At 67.5% G+C, this 16116-nt stretch carries 15 protein-coding genes; 4 read left to right on the top strand and 11 right to left on the bottom strand.

From position 1 onward, the window contains the following. Window positions 1–11: 11 nt before the first annotated feature. The 5 genes from ASE16_RS11340 to ASE16_RS11320 all read right to left on the bottom strand — a co-directional run bounded on the left by ASE16_RS11340 (window position 12) and on the right by ASE16_RS11320 (window position 5175). Window positions 12–1364, bottom strand: a complete 1353-nt coding sequence (locus ASE16_RS11340; protein ID WP_055894965.1) for an extracellular solute-binding protein — start codon at window positions 1362–1364, stop codon at window positions 12–14. Window positions 1365–1471: 107 nt separating this feature from the next. Beyond that, window positions 1472–2683 carry an ROK family transcriptional regulator gene (locus tag ASE16_RS11335; protein ID WP_055894964.1) on the bottom strand — a complete coding sequence of 404 codons (1212 nt, stop codon included), beginning with the start codon at window positions 2681–2683 and terminating at the stop codon, window positions 1472–1474. 161 nt (window positions 2684–2844) lie between these two features. Beyond that, on the bottom strand, window positions 2845–3303 hold the full coding sequence (locus ASE16_RS11330; protein ID WP_157480334.1) for a hypothetical protein: 459 nt from the start codon (window positions 3301–3303) through the stop codon (window positions 2845–2847). 64 nt (window positions 3304–3367) lie between these two features. Continuing rightward, window positions 3368–3832 (bottom strand): hypothetical protein, encoded by a 465-nt coding sequence (locus ASE16_RS11325; RefSeq protein WP_055894959.1) that lies wholly within the window; start codon window positions 3830–3832, stop codon window positions 3368–3370. A gap of 128 nt (window positions 3833–3960) precedes the next feature. Beyond that, window positions 3961–5175, bottom strand: coding sequence for an NADP-dependent isocitrate dehydrogenase (locus tag ASE16_RS11320; RefSeq protein WP_055894957.1), 1215 nt, complete (start codon window positions 5173–5175; stop codon window positions 3961–3963). Window positions 5176–5321: 146 nt separating this feature from the next. Between ASE16_RS11320 and ASE16_RS11315 the strand changes: the two genes are divergently transcribed. The 3 genes from ASE16_RS11315 to ASE16_RS11305 all read left to right on the top strand — a co-directional run bounded on the left by ASE16_RS11315 (window position 5322) and on the right by ASE16_RS11305 (window position 6600). Continuing rightward, window positions 5322–5774, top strand: a complete 453-nt coding sequence (locus ASE16_RS11315; protein WP_055894955.1) for a GNAT family N-acetyltransferase — start codon at window positions 5322–5324, stop codon at window positions 5772–5774. After that, window positions 5758–6096, top strand: a complete 339-nt coding sequence (locus tag ASE16_RS11310; RefSeq protein ID WP_055894953.1) for an MGMT family protein — start codon at window positions 5758–5760, stop codon at window positions 6094–6096. Before ASE16_RS11315 ends, ASE16_RS11310 begins: the two co-directional genes overlap by 17 nt. A 93-nt stretch (window positions 6097–6189) precedes the next feature. Continuing rightward, window positions 6190–6600, top strand: a complete 411-nt coding sequence (locus tag ASE16_RS11305; RefSeq protein ID WP_235500509.1) for a hypothetical protein — start codon at window positions 6190–6192, stop codon at window positions 6598–6600. A gap of 4 nt (window positions 6601–6604) precedes the next feature. On the opposite strand, the gene ASE16_RS11300 is transcribed toward ASE16_RS11305, so the two are convergent. The 3 genes from ASE16_RS11300 to ASE16_RS11290 are packed head-to-tail and all read right to left on the bottom strand — an operon-like array spanning window position 6605 to window position 9449. Next, a complete protein-coding gene (locus ASE16_RS11300) occupies window positions 6605–8395 on the bottom strand; it encodes a sensor histidine kinase (protein ID WP_082581399.1) in 1791 nt (596 codons plus the stop codon). Window positions 8396–8413: 18 nt separating this feature from the next. Beyond that, window positions 8414–9097 (bottom strand): LuxR C-terminal-related transcriptional regulator, encoded by a 684-nt coding sequence (locus tag ASE16_RS11295; RefSeq protein ID WP_235500468.1) that lies wholly within the window; start codon window positions 9095–9097, stop codon window positions 8414–8416. Between the two features lie 4 nt (window positions 9098–9101). Continuing rightward, window positions 9102–9449, bottom strand: a complete 348-nt coding sequence (locus tag ASE16_RS11290) for a response regulator transcription factor (RefSeq protein WP_055896366.1) — start codon at window positions 9447–9449, stop codon at window positions 9102–9104. Between the two features lie 266 nt (window positions 9450–9715). On the opposite strand from ASE16_RS11290, the gene ASE16_RS11285 reads away from it, so the two are divergent. Beyond that, complete coding sequence (locus ASE16_RS11285) at window positions 9716–10750, top strand: hypothetical protein (protein ID WP_055894949.1); 1035 nt, start codon at window positions 9716–9718, stop codon at window positions 10748–10750. Between the two features lie 108 nt (window positions 10751–10858). Here the strand turns inward: ASE16_RS11285 and ASE16_RS11280 are convergent, their stop codons facing one another. From ASE16_RS11280 to ddaH, 3 genes are all read right to left on the bottom strand, one after another. Beyond that, on the bottom strand, window positions 10859–12673 hold the full coding sequence (locus ASE16_RS11280; protein WP_055894947.1) for an ABC transporter ATP-binding protein: 1815 nt from the start codon (window positions 12671–12673) through the stop codon (window positions 10859–10861). Continuing rightward, complete coding sequence (locus tag ASE16_RS11275; protein ID WP_055894945.1) at window positions 12670–14514, bottom strand: ABC transporter ATP-binding protein; 1845 nt, start codon at window positions 14512–14514, stop codon at window positions 12670–12672. The genes ASE16_RS11280 and ASE16_RS11275 overlap by 4 nt, the downstream gene beginning before the upstream one ends. 388 nt (window positions 14515–14902) lie before the next feature. Continuing rightward, on the bottom strand, window positions 14903–16108 hold the full coding sequence (ddaH, locus tag ASE16_RS20325; protein WP_055894943.1) for a dimethylargininase: 1206 nt from the start codon (window positions 16106–16108) through the stop codon (window positions 14903–14905). Window positions 16109–16116: the final 8 nt, after the last annotated feature.

Below are 16116 nucleotides of genomic sequence, written 5' to 3'. Positions count from 1 at the left end.
TTCTGGTGGTGCTACTTGCCGGACTTGACGTTCATCAGAGCGTCGAGCTTGGTGTTGTACTCCTGCGCGAGGCTCTTGAGATCGGTGGAGTCCTTGATCTTGCTGAAGAACTCCTCCATCACGTTGCCCGCCTCGACGGACGCCCAGCCGGGCGCTGCCGGGGTCAGCTTCGAGTTCGACGCCGACTCGATGAGAGCCTTCGCGAACTGGTCGTCGCCGAGCGAGGAGGTGTAGTTGCTGTTGGCAGGGCCGAGGCCGTTCTTGCCGAGCATCTCCTGGTAGTCCTTCGAGAAGATGATCTTCAGGAGGGTCTTCGACAGGCCGGGGTTCTTGGTCTTGGCCGAGATCCCGATGTTGGAGCCACCGGCGAAGACCGGGGCCGGCTTGCCGTCGTTGCCCGGGAGGACGAACGTTCCGAAGGTGTCGTCGTTCCAGGTGCGGACGACCTTGCCATCCTTGGTGGATGCGTCGCCGATCGACCAGTGCGCCCATCCCGGAGCCATGATCGTCGCGGCGGCGAGCGAGGTGTCAGCGGTCTTGTTGCCGTTGGCGTCCACGGTCTGGTCGCTGTCGTTCAGGTAGATGTACTGGTTCGAGTCCTTGGCGTCGTTCGGAGCCTTGGAAGCGTTCTTGTACAGGTCCTGGAGCTGCTGGAGACCCTTGAGCGAGCCCTCGGAGTCCAGCGTGGCGACCCACTTGCCGTCCTTCTTCTTCGCGATGTCCCCGCCGTTGGCGAAGACCCACGAGATGCCGTTGCGCCAGTCCTGGCCGCCGAGGTAGAAGCCGGAGAAGTCCGCGATCCCCTTCGGGTTCTTGGACGTGATGGTCGCGACGTCGGTGTTGAACTGGTCGAGCGTGGTCGGCACGGAGACGCCGGCAGCCGACCAGACGTCCTTGCGGTAGAACGCGTAGCGCGAACCGAAGTAGTACGGGAGGGTGTACTTCTTGCCGTCGACCTCACCTGCTGCAACGAAGGACTGCAGCAGGTCGTCGCCGCCGAGGTCCTTGTACATGTCGGAGATGTCGAGGAACGCGCCGACGTTGGTGAAGGTCGGCGACTGGGTGTTGCCGATCTCGGTGACGTCGGGCGTGTTGTTCGCGTCGGGGAGCGAGGTCGTCAGCTTGGTGACGATGTCTCCCCAGTCCTGCTGCTGGATGTTGAGAGTGGCGCCTGTCTCCTTCTTGAACTCGTCCTTGAGGTAGGTACGGAGTGCGTCAGGAGTGTCGGCGCCGACGAGCCACAGGGTGACCGTCTTGCCCTTGCCATCCGTGCTCGGGGCGGTTCCTCCGCCGGAGGCGCATCCCGCGAGCACGAGAGCGGAAGCCGTAGCCACTGCGGCGAGGCCGACGAGCTTTCTCTTCATTGCTTTGTCCTTTCGTAGTGAATGGGGCTTTTATTGGGTGGTCAGTGTGTGCGATTGCCACACCGTGGTGCTGGGGTCGGATTGGTTCATGATCGGGCGGTGCTGTGTTACGAGACCCCGAGTTGTCCGGAGAGGACGAGTACGGCCGCGCCGCGCAGGACGATGTCCTGCCCGAGCGTGGTCATCCGGAGCGTGAGCGTGGCGTGGTTCTCTGCCATCGTCCTGTTCCGGAGCGTGTTGATGGTCGCCTCGGCGAGGGGGCCATCGAGCAGGTGGGTCGGGCCGCTGAGGACGATCTCCGACAGGTTGAGTGCACCGACGACTGGTGCGAGGGCGATGCCGAGCCGCTGCCCTGCCTCGCGCAGGATGGGCGTGGAGTCCGAGCCGGCGGCCTCCGCCTCGTCGATCCGCTCCTGCAGACGCGGAACACTGAGCCAGTGCTCGAGCACCTGGTCGCGGTTGTACGTCGTCTCGAGCCCCAGGTCGGTGCCGACCATGACCTGGCCGATCTCGCCTGCGGCGAACCGGCTGCCGTAGACAAGCGCACCTGCGACGATGAGTCCAGCGCCGATGCCGTGCCCGACCGTGATGAGCATGAGGTCGCCCGCTGCATCCCCATAGCCGTGTTCGGCGAGGACGGCGACGTTCGCGTCGTTGGCGACGACGACGGGCAGCCCTGTGCGCTCCTGCAGGCGCTGCTGCACGCGCTCGTCGACCCAGCCGAGGTTCGGAGCGGTGAGCACCGTGCCGCTGAGGTCGACGACACCGGGCGATCCGACGCCGATGCCCAGGATGGGGGCGGTCGCCGCGGCGATGAGCGTGTCGGCCAGCTCTGCCACCTTGGCGTACGCGGCCTCGCCTGTGGCGCCGTCGAGCGGGACGTCCGCCCTGCTGAAGATGCCGCCGTCGATGTCGAGCACGGCGCCGCGGAACATGGCGTGGTCGCTGAGGTCGATGCCGACGATCTGGTATGCGGTCCTGTTGATGTCCAGCAGGACCGCAGGCTTGCCAGGCCGGGCGGTCTCCCTCTGGCCGAGCTCGACGACGAGTCCCTCGGCGAGCAGCTCGGCGACGAGGTCGGAGATGGTGACGCGGGTCAGTCCGGTCTCGCGGGCGATGTCGGCCCTGCTGCGCTCCCCCGCGCGGTACAGCGTCTGAAGCACGAGCGAACGGTTGTGGCTGCGGGCGTGCTCCGGGAGCACCTTCGCACTCGGCCGCAGGGCCCTGCCAGGCGCGAATCCGCGACCGGGCTGCGACGGCTGCACGTGCGCATCCACGGCCCCAGCCGCGGTGCTGCGTTGCACGTCCGTCGCATTCATGTTTGTTAGTAAAGCTTACGAACAAAAGACGCGCAAGTCTTCAGGCGTATTTCCTGCGTTGTTTACCGAGTCGTAACACGCGCGAAAAGGCCCGGGCTCGCTGACCGGCACCACGTGCGGCAGCGGTCGGACGTGAGGGCGAGGCCCGCGAAGCAATCGAGTCAGTCGGCGTCGCCGCGCTCCCGCCGCAGGAAGAACGCCGGCGCAACCCCGGTCGTCACGCCCACCGCGAGCGCGGATACGACGGTCACGAACACCGGAAGCTGCATCAGGAACCCGACGAACGCGATCACGACGAGCCCGAGCAGTACCACTGACGCATACTTCTGCGTCCGGTAGGCCAGGTCGCGAGGGCCGGACCGCCAGAGGGCGTCCCCCTCCGCCCCTCGACCTCCCGCGAAACGGGTGATCGTCATGCTGGCGACGACGAAGAGAAGTGCCAGCCACGACCAGCGCAGCCCGAACGGGTCGGCGACGCCGAACGAGACGATGGGCAGGAACACCGCGGCAAGCACCACAGGCACGGCGACGCTGAGGTAGCCGAACGGCCCGAACGTCACCGCCGTCGGACGTCGCCCAGCCCCCATGGTCGCCCCCGCGACCTCGCGATTCTGCAGCATGTGCTCGACCATACCCCTTCGCGCGATCGGGATGCACCCGCTCAGCCCGCGGCCGGAACTGCGACTACGCGCACTCCTTCTGCACGGCCGTGAACTTCGCCGCCAGTTCCTGCGCCTTCGAGGTGATCTCGTTCACGTCCAGGTTCGCCGGGTTCTCCATGACGCCCTTGAGGTACGTCGAGTACGCGTGCACCGAGGTCGCAGCGTCGCTGGTGAGCGCTTTGACCTTCTCGTTCGTCACCTTCTCGTCGATGGCGGCGACCTTGGCGTCGACCTCCGCGAGGATCGCGAGCGACTTGGTCGGGTTGTCGGTCGAGACCTCGCTCTGCAGCGACGCGACGTCCTTCAGACCGGCCGCCACGATCGTGCACGCCGCCTCGTGGGTCTGTGTGGAGGCCTGCGCCGTCTTCGTCGGCGTCGCAGCCGCGGTGGCCCTCGGCGCCGGTGCCGACGTGCATCCGGTCAGTGCCGCTGCGGCGACGATGACGGCGGAGACGACCAGCGTCGATCGGAGTGCGTACTTTCCCACGGTTCCCCCTTGATGGTTGCGCTCCCCCGCGATGGCGGAACGCGTCCACGATACAGAACCACCATGCGAATACCGAAAGGCCCTGTGGATGCGAGCATCCACAGGGCCTTTCGACGTGCGTTCGAGCCTTAGCCCAGGCGCGCCTTCAGGTTCTCGCCGAGGGTCGCGAGGAATTCCTCGGTGGTCTGGTACGGCTGCTCAGGGCCGACGAGGAGCGCGAGGTCCTTCGTCATCTTGCCGGACTCGACCGTCTTGATGACGACGTCCTCGAGGGTGTGCGTGAAGTCGATGAGCTCCTGGTTGCCGTCGAGCTTGCCGCGGTGCGCGAGGCCGCGCGTCCAGGCGTAGATCGAGGCGATCGGGTTGGTCGACGTCGGCTTGCCCTGCTGGTGCTGACGGTAGTGGCGCGTGACCGTGCCGTGCGCAGCCTCAGCCTCGGCGACCTTGCCGTCCGGCGTGGTCAGCACGCTGGTCATCAGGCCGAGCGAGCCGAAGCCTTGCGCGACGGTGTCGGACTGGACGTCGCCGTCGTAGTTCTTGCAGGCCCAGACGTATCCGCCCTCCCACTTGAGGCTGGATGCGACCATGTCGTCGATCAGGCGGTGCTCGTACGTGAGGCCTGCCGCGTCGAACTTCTCCTTGTACTCGGCGTCGAAGACCTCCTGGAAGAGGTCCTTGAAGCGGCCGTCGTACGCCTTGAGGATGGTGTTCTTGGTCGACAGGTACACCGGGTACTGACGGTCGAGGCCGTAGTTGAACGATGCACGGGCGAAGTCGCGGATCGACGCGTCCTGGTTGTACATCGCGAGCGCGACGCCGGCGCCGGGCGCCTGGTACACCTCGAACGACTTGGCCTCTCCGCCGTCACTCGGCTGGAAGCTGAGCGTGAGCGTTCCTGGGCCGTCGAACGTGAAGTCGGTGGCGCGGTACTGGTCGCCGAAGGCGTGACGGCCGATGACGATCGGCTTGTTCCAGCCCGGCACCAGGCGCGGGATGTTCGAGATGATGATCGGCTCGCGGAAGACGACGCCGCCGAGGATGTTGCGGATGGTGCCGTTCGGGCTCCGCCACATCTTCTTCAGGCCGAACTCCTCGACGCGGGCCTCGTCGGGCGTGATCGTCGCGCACTTGACGCCGACACCGTGCTTCAGGATGGCGTTCGCCGCATCCACGGTGATCTGGTCGTCGGTCTCGTCGCGCTTCTCGATGCCGAGGTCGTAGTACTCGAGGTTCACATCGAGGTACGGGTGGATGAGGGAGTCTTTGATCGCCTGCCAGATGATGCGAGTCATCTCGTCGCCGTCGAGTTCGACGACGGTGCCTTCAACCTTGATCTTGTCCAATGGATCTCCTGTGGTCTGTGCCGTTTTTCAGCCGTCGACAGCTTACCGGAGGCACGCAACTATCTTGACATCGAGACAAATTCGCTCAGCGGATCGGCAGGCAGCGCGACTATGCCAGTATCCCCCGCGCACGTTACCCTTTCGTTATGGCTGAGTTGAGACTTGAAGAGTTGAGCGCGTCGAACGTTGTAGCGGCGAACGCTCTCACGCTGAAGCCGGGCCAGGAGCAGTTCGTCGCTCCCGTCTCGTACTCGGCTGCTGCTGCGGTGACCAACCCGCAGACCTCGTGGCAGCGCGTCGTCACCGACGGCGAGGAGGTCGTCGGCTTCATCATGGGCAACTTCGACCCGGACGCCGAGCACGAGGAGTTCCGCGCCATCCTGTGGCGCATCAACGTGGATGCGGACGACCAGGGCAGAGGCATCGGCACCTTCGCGGTCCGCTCGCTGGCCGACGAAGCGCGAAACCGAGGGCTCTCCCGGCTCTACGTGATCTGGGAGTCCGGCGAGCTCGGCCCTGAGCAGTTCTTCCTGCGCAGCGGATTCCAGCCCATCGGCGAGACCCAGTACGGCGAGACGATCGGTGCCCTCGAGCTCTGACAGGCGGCGAGACAGCGGCGACCAGGAGCCGTTCGTCGAGCGCGTCCTGTCCGTCGTCGAGTCCATCCCGCCCGGCCGCGTCATGACGTACGGCGACGTCGCGGCCACGCTCGGATCCCGCGCCGCGCGCATGGTCGGCCAGATCATGGCGTACTACGGCAGCGATTACCCGTGGTGGAGGGTCGTGCGGGCGAGCGGGCATCCACCGGTCGACCACGAGCACATCGCGCTGCAGTATTACCGCGCGGAGGGCACCCCTCTTCTCGGTGGAGGCAACGTCGCGTACCGCATCGACCTGCGGGCGGCCAGATACACTCCGTAGGAGGATCATCCCAACGACCGATGAACGTCACAGCTTGATCGTGTTGACTAAGGGGGTCTGTCTACCGCACCTTCAGGAGTTTCTGTGCCCCGTATGCGTCTCGTCGGTCTCGCCGCGTCTGCTGCCGCCATCGCCGTGACCCTCTCCGGATGCTCCGTCGTCGCCGCGTTCGTCCCGCACGTCGACGCGGCCATCTACGACTCGGCCAAGGAGTTCAAGGCGGCGTCGACCGCCGCGTTCGGCTCGCCGACGTTCGTCCCAGACGACGCCACGATCATCCGGGTGGACTACGACACCAAGGGCGGTGGCGCGATCCTCACGTACACGTCGAAGACGCACTTCGTCGCCGGAACCTGCGAGAAGGCCGCGGCCATCCCGAAGCCCACCGTGCAGGACAGCTGGTGGCCTGTCGACGGCATTCCAGCGCAGGGGGTGAGCTGCCCAGGCGGCTGGTCGGCGTTCCTGATCGGCGACCAGGTGTACGCGGCGACCCCGAAGAACTAGCGCGCTAGCTCTCCGCTGCCCCTGCCGCGGCGTGCTGCACGGGGATGGTCAGCTCGATGATCGTCCCGAGCCCGGCGACCGACTGCACCACGGCGTGACCGTCCACGGCTTCGACCCTGTCGCGGATGCCGCCGAGACCGCCGCCCGGTTCGACCCTGGCTCCGCCCTGGCCGTCGTCCTTGACGATGACCGTCACCGTCCCGTCCGACCGGCTCACGCTCACTGAGCAGTTGCGCGCCTGCGAGTGCTTCGCCGCGTTGGCGAGCCCCTCCGACACGCAGAAGTAGATGGTCTCCTCGATCACGTCGGACAGTCGCTCCGGCATGTCGACGTGCACCTCCACCGGCAGGTGGCTGCGATTGGCGAGCTCTTCGATCGCCGACGTCAGATCGCCGTCGGTGAGCACGGTCGGATGGATGCCTCTCGCCAGCTCCCGCAGTTCGCGCAGCGCGTCAGCCAACTGGGTGGATGCGCGCTCCAGGTCGCCCGCCAGCTCCCCGCTCCCCGCCGCCTCGGCCTTCGCCGTCGCGATCCGCAGGCTGATCGCGAGCGACACGAGCTGCTGCTGCGACCCGTCGTGCAGGTCGCGTTCGAGCCGCCGTCTGGCGAGGTACCCCTCTTCCACGATGCGGAGACGCGACTCGCGCACCTCCTGGAGGGTGCGCTCCAGCTTCTGCCGCAGCCGGTCGTTGTCGACGGAGAGCAGGAGGGCTGAGGAGACCGCGTCCAGGAGTCTGTCGTCCTGACTGAGAGCGACGTCGTGCTCGATGAGCGCGATGGGGCCCTGGTCGGAGTCGATCGTGAGCGTCGAGCGGCCGGGCCGTTGCGGCCCTCCGCCGTCCGCGATGCGCTCCCCGTCGCTCGTCTCGTACCCTTCGAGGTGGTCGTCCCACCAGTAGACGCGCAGCGAGTTGTCGTGCAGCGTGCGCGCGAGACTCGACTCCCAGAGCGCCCTGTCGACCTTGTCGCGGGCGACGATCACGAGGTCGGCGACACGCGAGCGGAGTCCGCGCGCATAGAGCACGCCCCCGACGTAGGACGGCGGAATGAGGGCGATGGCGACGGGTGGGACGAACTGCAGCCACCCGCTGTCCCAGCCGAGCGTGAAGCTGACCGAATCCTGCACCGTGCCGTAGCACCAGAGCAGCAGGGCGAGCGGCATCACGAAGGCCACGCGCCTGGCGGGCAGCGTGGACTGGAACCAGCGCATGGCGAGTCGCACCGCCACCGTCAGCAGCAGCGCGAGGCCGGCCAGCCGCCAGCCGACGCCGAGCCAGAAGTCCGCCCCGTCGCTCGGGACGATCGCGTACGCATTGGCCACGCAGCCGCACGCGCTCTGGGACGGGGACGAGAACAGGAGGATGCCGCCGAACCGGATCAGGAAGGCGACCGACACCGCGAGGACGACCCAGCGGTCGAACCTGGAGACGATCCGCCCTGTCGGATACGACAGCACCAGGATGCCGACCAGGACCGCCCAGAGATCCGTCACCCCTGCCAGCAGAGGCCACAGCCAGCCGATGTCCCTGACCAGGGGGTACCAGGCGCCCGCCGCCCAGAACAGGGACGCGCCGACCATCAGCCACCCGGCGATCGGGCTGCGGACGACCTTCCACGCGACGATCGCGCATCCGGCATAGACCAGCGCGACCAGGACGAACACGATCGCCCAGCCGAGCCCGTGCGGCCGCGGCCCGTAGTCGCCGGTGACGGCGCTCGCCACCTGGGCGACCACGTTCGCCGCCACGGCGGCCACGACGGCCAGTGAACGGAGCCAGATCCGCGCGGCCCTCATCCCCGCTCCGGTCTCCGCCTAGACGTCCCTGCCGAGGAAGCGCAGCACGGCGAGCACACGACGGTGACCCTCCGCCGAGTCCTCGACGTCGAGCTTGGACATGATGTGGCCGATGTGCGACTCCACCGTCCGCAGGCTCAGGTGCAGGTCGGCCGCGATCCCCGCGTTCGACTTGCCCTCCGCCATCAGCCGGATGACGTCGCGCTCCCTGGCGGACAGGGTGTCGAGCGAGACCCGCGCCGAGCGGGCGGACACGAGCAGCTGCACGACCTCCGGGTCGACCACAGAGCCGCCTGCGGCGACGCTGCGCACGGCGTTCACGAGGGTGTCGGCGTCCGCGACGCGATCCTTCAGCAGATAACCGGTGCCGCTGCCGGCGCTCATGGCGCGGATCGCATACGAGGCCGTGGTGTACATCGACAGCAGCAGCACGCCCACAGACGACCCGGATGCGCGCAGCTGCTCCAGAGCGCGCAGCCCCTCGTCCGTGTGCGTCGGCGGCATCTTGATGTCGAGCACGACGGCGTCGATGTCCGCGTCGGCTTCGACGACGGCGAGAATCTCCTCCGCCGTGTCGACGGACGCGACGATGTCCAGTCCGCCCGCGCGCAGAATCTGCCCGATCCCTTCGCGGAGCAGTACCGCGTCATCGGCGACGGCGACGCGCAACGAGCGCGGCTCGGTGCTGTTTCCCGCGACCACGCGCTTACCTTAGCAGGCTGCGAATCGCCTCGCCGGTCAGTTCTGCCTTGCTGATGAATCCCTCTGCCCCGCTGTCGGCGACGCGGTGTCCGTAGTCGCGCACGGAGCGGCTGGAGGTGAGCACGACGGCGGCTCCTGTCGCGTGCATGGCGGACACGAGCTCGAACCCGCTGGTGTCCGGCAGCGCGATGTCGAGCAGCACCAGGTCGGGGGTGAGGCGGCGGCTCAGCTCGACGCCGCGCGCTCCCGTGTCGGCGTCTCCGACCACGGTGAACTTCTCGAGCTTCAGCAGCTCGGCCGCCTGTGCACGGAAACGCGCGTGGTCGTCGACGATCACAACACGGAGGCACATGTCCACCATCATCGCCGAACGATGGCCCACAAGGCATCCGTGCCCCCACGCAAACGAATGGGGTGGACCCCCGGATGTGGGTCACGGCGGCCAGGGCCAGCATGTGAGTACGCCGACCAGAACCCGAGGGATGCCGCACGGCCCGACGAACGGCATCCCCTGGTCGGCAGAACAGAGCGAGGAGAAAGGCCATGTTCACCGCAACCCGACCCGCACGGTCGAACGGCGCGTCACCCGAAGGCGCGCCGCCGGCTGCGGGGGTGGACATGGACAGAACGGCGGGCACGCACAGCGGAGTGGACGAGACGGCCGCGGTCGAATTCGATCTCGACATCGAGGACCTCGTGGCGCGGCACAGCCTGCCGCTCGTCGTGATCGACGTCGCCCGCGCAGCGCGGCAGTACAGGGCGCTGCGGGAGGCGTTCCCCAGCGTCGAGGTGCACTACGACGTGAGCGCGCTCGCGCATCCCGCGCTGATCGCGGCCATCGCGGAGTCGGGCGGCTCGTTCGTCGCCGCGCACGATGGCGCCCTCGCCGCGTTGACGGCGTCGCAGACCGACCTGCGGCGTGTGCTGCACGCGACGGCCGCGACGCATCCCCACGAGGTGCTCGCCGCGTATAACGCCGGCGTCCGCCGGTTCGTCGTCGACGGACCGGCGGACGTCGAGAAGTTCGCCTCGGCACCGCACGACCTCGACCTCGTGGTGCGGTTGCAGCCCCACACTCCTCCGCGGGCGGCGCACGTCGCACCCCGCGGAGTGCCAGCACGGGATGCGCACCGCATCGTCCGCGACGCCGCCGCCCTCGGCGTCCGCGTCGCCGGGTTCTCGCTGAGCACGCGGCCGGGAGCCGCCTGCCAGGACTATGTGGCCGCGATCGCCAGGACGGCCGCTGTGATGGCCGATGTGCGAGCGGCGACAGGAGCGCGCCTCGACGTCATCGACCTGGGCGACGGCTTCCCAGGGCGGGCCGCCAGGCGTCCCGGCGAGCGGGCGGAGCTGGCGCGAGCGATCCGCGCGATCGTCGCACCTGGCAGCTCCCGCGTCGCGATCACGGCGTCGGCAGGACTCGCGGTGACCGCTGGCTGCATCACGATCATCGGCGGCACGGTCGAGCACGACGTCGACCCGTTCACCGCCAGCGAGTGCATCGACGCTGGGGCGGAGGTCGCGATCCTGGTCGAGGGCGACCAGCCGCACCCACTGCTGCGCTTCCCCTTCTTCCGCGCGGTCGCCACCGGTGGGCACCGCATCCTCCGGGGCGCTCAGCGCGGAAACTCGACCGGGTCGACGGCGGGCTGAACTTCAACCCCTCTCCCGCCTCACACGGCGGTGGGGGAAGCGGCAGCTGCCGCTTCCCCCACCGGAACCGCGTCGTTCAGAACGCTGCGATCACACAGAATGCTGCGATCACACCAGCGAATCCCTCCACGCTGCGTGCAACTGCGCGAACCGGCCCGTCCCGGCGATGAGGTCGGCAGGCGTGCCGTCCTCGACGATCGCGCCATGCTCCATCACCAGCACCCTGTCCGCGATCGCGACAGTGGACAGGCGGTGGGCGATGATCACAGCGGTGCGATCCGCGAGCAGCGTCTGCAGCGCATCCTGAACCAGGCGTTCACTCGGGATGTCGAGCGAGCTGGTCGCCTCATCCAGGATGAGCACGGCCGGGTTCGCCAGGAACGCCCGCGCGAACGAGATTAGCTGACGCTGACCGGCCGACACGCGTCCTCCGCGCTTGTTCACATCGGTGTCGTAGCCGTTCGGCAGACCCTGGATGAACTCGTCGGCGCCGACAGCGCGCGCCGCGGAGACGATCTCGTCCCTCGACGCGTCCGGCTTCCCGAGCGCGATGTTGTCGGCGACGGACCCGCTGAACAGGTACGCCTCCTGGGTCACCATCACGATCGCCCTGCGGAGATCCTTCGGGTGGAGGTCGCGCAGGTCGACGCCGTCGAGCGTGACGGAGCCGTCGCTCGGGTCGTAGAACCGGGAGATGAGCTTCGCCAGCGTCGACTTGCCTGCACCTGTCGATCCGACGAGCGCGATCGTCTGCCCGGCCGGGATGTCCAGGCTGAAGTTGGGCAGGATCACCCTGTCGCGCTTGTACGCGAACGTGACCTCGTCGAAACGGACATCGCCTCTCGCATCCCACAGGTCGACAGCCTGCACAGGATCGGGAACCGACGGCTCCTCCTCCAGGACACCGGAGATCTTCTCCAGTGCCGCCGCTGCCGACTGGTAGGAGTTGTAGAACATCGCCATCTCCTCCATCGGGTCGAAGAAGCGACGCGTGTAGAGCAGCGCGGCGAGGAGCACACCGATGGCGAGCTGGCCGTCGGCCACCCTGAATCCGCCGACGAGCAGCACGACGCCGACCGTGACGTTTCCGATCATCACGAGCCCCGGATCGAAGATCCCGAACAACTGGATGACGCGGGCGTTGACGTCCCGGTAGTCCTCGACGAGACCGCCGAACTCCTTCTCGTTGCGCTTCTCCTTGCGGAACGCCTTGACGGCGCGGATGCCCGTCATCGTCTCGACGAACTGCACGATCAGCTTCGCCGACGCCACCCGCGAGATGCGGAACAACGACTGCGAGCGCTTCTGGAACCAGCGGGTCAGGAAGTACAGCGGCACCAGAGAGCACACCAGCACCACGCCGCTCACCCAGTCGAGAGAGAACAGCGCGATGGCGATGAACAGCATGTACAGGAAGCCCTGCACGAGCTGGTTGATGCCCGAGTCGAGCAGTTCGCGGATCGAGTCGAGGTCGCTCGTCTGGCGCGAGATGATCCGGCCGGACGTGTACGACTCGTGGAACTCCAGCGAGAGCTTCTGCGTGTGCAGGAACACCCGCTTGCGCAGGTCGATCAGGATCGCCTGGCTGATCCGCGCGCTGAGCACGGTGTACCAGGCGATCAGCACGGCGCCGATGATGCCGGTGAACAGGTATGCGATGCCGGCGGCCGCCAACGGGAACCAGTCCTGCTTGAGCAGGGCCGGCAGGCCGTTGTCGATACCGAACGCGATGATCGCCGGACCGGCCACCTGGCCCGCGGTGCTGACCACGACGACGGCCGCCGTCAGGATCAGACGCAGACGCAGGGGACGCATCAGCGACCCGAGCAGGCGCAGGGAGCGCTTGCGGATCTGCTTGCTCTCCGCCTTGGTGAAGTCGTTGCGCTCTTCGCCCTCGACTCCCAATACGGTTGCGGTGCTCACAGGTTCACCTCCTGAAGGATCTCTTCGTTCTCATCGTCTTCGAGGCTCGAGATGACGAACTTGTAGTGCTCGTTCGTCTCCAAGAGCTCGTGGTGGGTGCCGACCGCCGTGATGCGGCCGTTCTCCAGCAGGGCGACCCTGTCGGCCAGCATCACCGTCGACGGACGGTGGGCGACGACGAGGGCCGTGGTGGCGGCCAGCACGCGGCGCAGCGCTGCCTCGACAAGCGCTTCCGTGTCGACGTCGAGCGCCGACAGCGGGTCGTCGAGCACCAGGATGGACGGGTTCGCCGCGACGGCGCGTGCCAGCGCGAGGCGCTGACGCTGACCGCCGGAGAGGCTGAGTCCTTCCTCGCCGACCTTCGTCTCCAGGCCCTCTGGGAGCTCGTAGACGAATCCGGCCTGGGCGATCTCGACAGCCTCGGCCAGCACGCGCTCCGCCTCGGCGGAGTTCGGGTCGAGGTCGTCGCGACCGAGCAGCACGTTGTCCCGCACGGATGCGGAGAAAAGCGTCGCATCCTCGAACGCCATCGCGATGCTCTTGCGCAGGTCGTACCTGGTGAGGTCGCGCACATCCACGCCGTCGACGCGCACCGAACCGCCGGTGACGTCGTACAGGCGGGTGGTGAGGGCCGTGAGGGTCGACTTGCCGCATCCGGTCAGACCGACGAGCGCCATCGTCTCCCCCGGCTCGACCGTGAGGTCGATGCCGTCGAGGAGGTCGGGGAAGCGCTCCGGCGAGTCCTGGTAGCGGAAGTGCACGTCGTCGAAGACGAGCTCTCCGCGCGGGTTCGCGATCTTCTTCGGCTCTGCGGGGTCCTGAATCGTGTTGACCTCGTCCATCACCTCGAAGAAGCGGTCGGCCGCCGTGCGGGTGTCGAAGGTCATCGACAGCAGGAACCCGATCGACTCGACGGGGAACCGCAGCACGGTCGCCGTGGCGAAGAACGCCACCAGCTCGCCGACGGAGAGCTGCCCCTGAGAGGACAGCCAGACGCCGACGACCAGGCAGATGCCGAACGCCACATCCGGGACCAGCAGCAGCCAGAGCCAGATGCCGGCGATCGCCTTCGCCTTCTCGATCTCCGTGCCGCGCAGCTCTTCGGCCTGCGACTCGAAGCGCTTGAGCGCGTGCTTGCCTCGGCCGAACGCCTTGAGCACGCGGATGCCGTGCACCGACTCCTCGACGGCCGTCGCCAGGTCACCCGCCTGGTCCTGGCTGCGCCGGGCGATCACCGAGTACTTGCCCTCGAAGATGAACCCGTAGATCCACAGCGGGATCGAGCAGACCAGGAAGATCAGGCCGAGGATCCAGTTCCAGCTGATCAGGATGGCGAAGCCGACGACGATCGTCACGACGTTGACCACGAGCAGCACGATGCCGAACGACAGCCAGCGTCGGATGAGACCGAGGTCGCTGACGGCGCGCGACAGCAACTGGCCGCTCGGCCAGCGGTCGTGGAACGCGACAGGAAGGTCCTGCAGCTTCTCGTACAGGCCGTTGCGCATCTTCGCCTCGACGTGCGTGCCCGGGGTGAGCACGAACCAGCGGCGCAGTGAGATGAACACGGCCTCCGCAGCGCCGAGGCCGACCACGAGCAGCGCGGCAGGCCACACCGAAGCGGAGTCACCCGTCGACAGCGGGCCGTCGACCAGCCAGCGAAGCACCTGCGGGATGCTCAGCGCGACCAGGCTGGCGAGAAGCGCGGCGACCATGCCGAGCAGGATGCGCGGTGCAGCCGACTTGGCGAACGGCAGGATGCGCAGCAGAGTCCGCACGGTGCCGAGCCGTGCCTTGGTTTCTTTTTGTGGGGGGTGCTGATGAGTTTCAGCGACAGACATTATCGATCCGTTTTCTTGTAGTGATTGCTTCGTGGGCCACTCGTTGACCCGATTCTGAGCGTGCTGAGAGGTCGTGCGGGGTCGTCAAAGACGTAAGTTCCACCGAGGGTGGACTCCGCGAACCATGGTTGGTCCGCGCGACGTGCCGACGACAGTCAGCCGGGAAGCATGTCCTGCCTGGGACCTACCAGGCGGGGGCTGGCTCCGGGGACGCATAAGCGACGGCGGCGACGAGTCCGAACCCGGTCATGGTTCGTGTGTTCTCTGTCGTTGTCATGGCGTCCTCCCTAGCCCGAATGCGTTCACGTAATGCCGCCTAGGCAGCCCTACAGCCTATGACGATGCACAGCAAATACACAAGAGGGAAAGAAGAGTCGTTATCTCCGCGCTACCGGATGCGGATGGAGAGGCAGGTCACGCATCCCTCGAGCTTCTCGAACTCGCTGATGTCGACCTGCACGACCGTGTATCCGAGGTCCTCGATGAGCGCGACCGACGCCGGTGCGGACGAGGACATCAGCACGGTGTCGTCGGAGAGGACGACGACGGCGGTGCCGTGCGCCTCCGGAACGGGCAGGAAGCGCTCGAAGACGCTGGTGTTGTCGACCAGGGGCTCGTAGCCGATCACGGTGCCGTCCGGGAGGGCGGTCACCGCGGTCTTGAGGTGGAGCGCCTTGGTCACCGGCACGGCGACGACGGTGTAGCCGAGCGGCGAGACAAGCGCGCGGAGCTGGCGGATGCCCTCGGCGTTGGTGCGGCCGCCGCGACCGACGTAGACGGTCGAGCCGACCTTGAGGACGTCGCCGCCGTCGAGCGTGCCCGGCTCCTCGATGCGTTCGATGCGCAGGCCCTGGGCGCGCAGCGCCGCTTCGGTGCCCGGCGTCTCCGCGCGGCGGGAGTCCGCGCCGGGGAGGCTGATGACGGCGGTGTCGCCGAACACGATGGCGGTGTCCTCGACGAAGACGGAGTCGGCCAGGTTGTCAGCGCTCGTGACCTCGACGGTCTGCCAGCCGGCCTGCGACAGGGCGGCGACGTACGCATCCCACTGCTTGTCGGCGAGCTCCGCGTCGATCGCTTCGCGGTCGATGTGGGTGACCAGGCCGTCTGCCAGGTTGGTGGCGGGGATGCGCACGAGCGCGATCTTCAGCCCGGTGCCGAACGCAGACCCCTCGTCGATGGCCTGGTACACGGCGTAGCCAGCCGTCGGGATGGCGATGGCGACGGCCAGCCAGAACGGCAGGTTGAGTCCGATGAGCGACTGGAAGATCTGCTCCCAGACCGCGCCGGACAGCCCGACCTTCAGCGTGGTGAACAGCACGAGCGTGCCGAGCATGGCGCTCACCAGCGCCACGACGACTCCCGTGATGACGGAGACCCAGCGGCGGATCAGGCCGCCGAGGAGCGCCGCGGCGAAGGTGAGCACCAGCGCGACCAGCGCGTTGTACATCACGTACGGCGTGATGCTTCCGAGCGCCGCTGCGTTCAGCTGGTTTGCGGCCAGCAGAACGAAGGTCGCCGCGATGAACGCGATAGCGCCCACCGCGACGGCAGCGGACACGGATGCGATGAGCCGGCGGCCCCACGAAGTCGTCATGAGACCCA

The sequence above is a fragment of the Leifsonia sp. Root227 genome (genome assembly GCF_001428745.1).
Taxonomy (GTDB): domain Bacteria; phylum Actinomycetota; class Actinomycetes; order Actinomycetales; family Microbacteriaceae; genus Leifsonia.
Note: the sequence above shows the minus strand (reverse complement) of the source record. Positions and strands in the feature narration are given on the sequence as shown.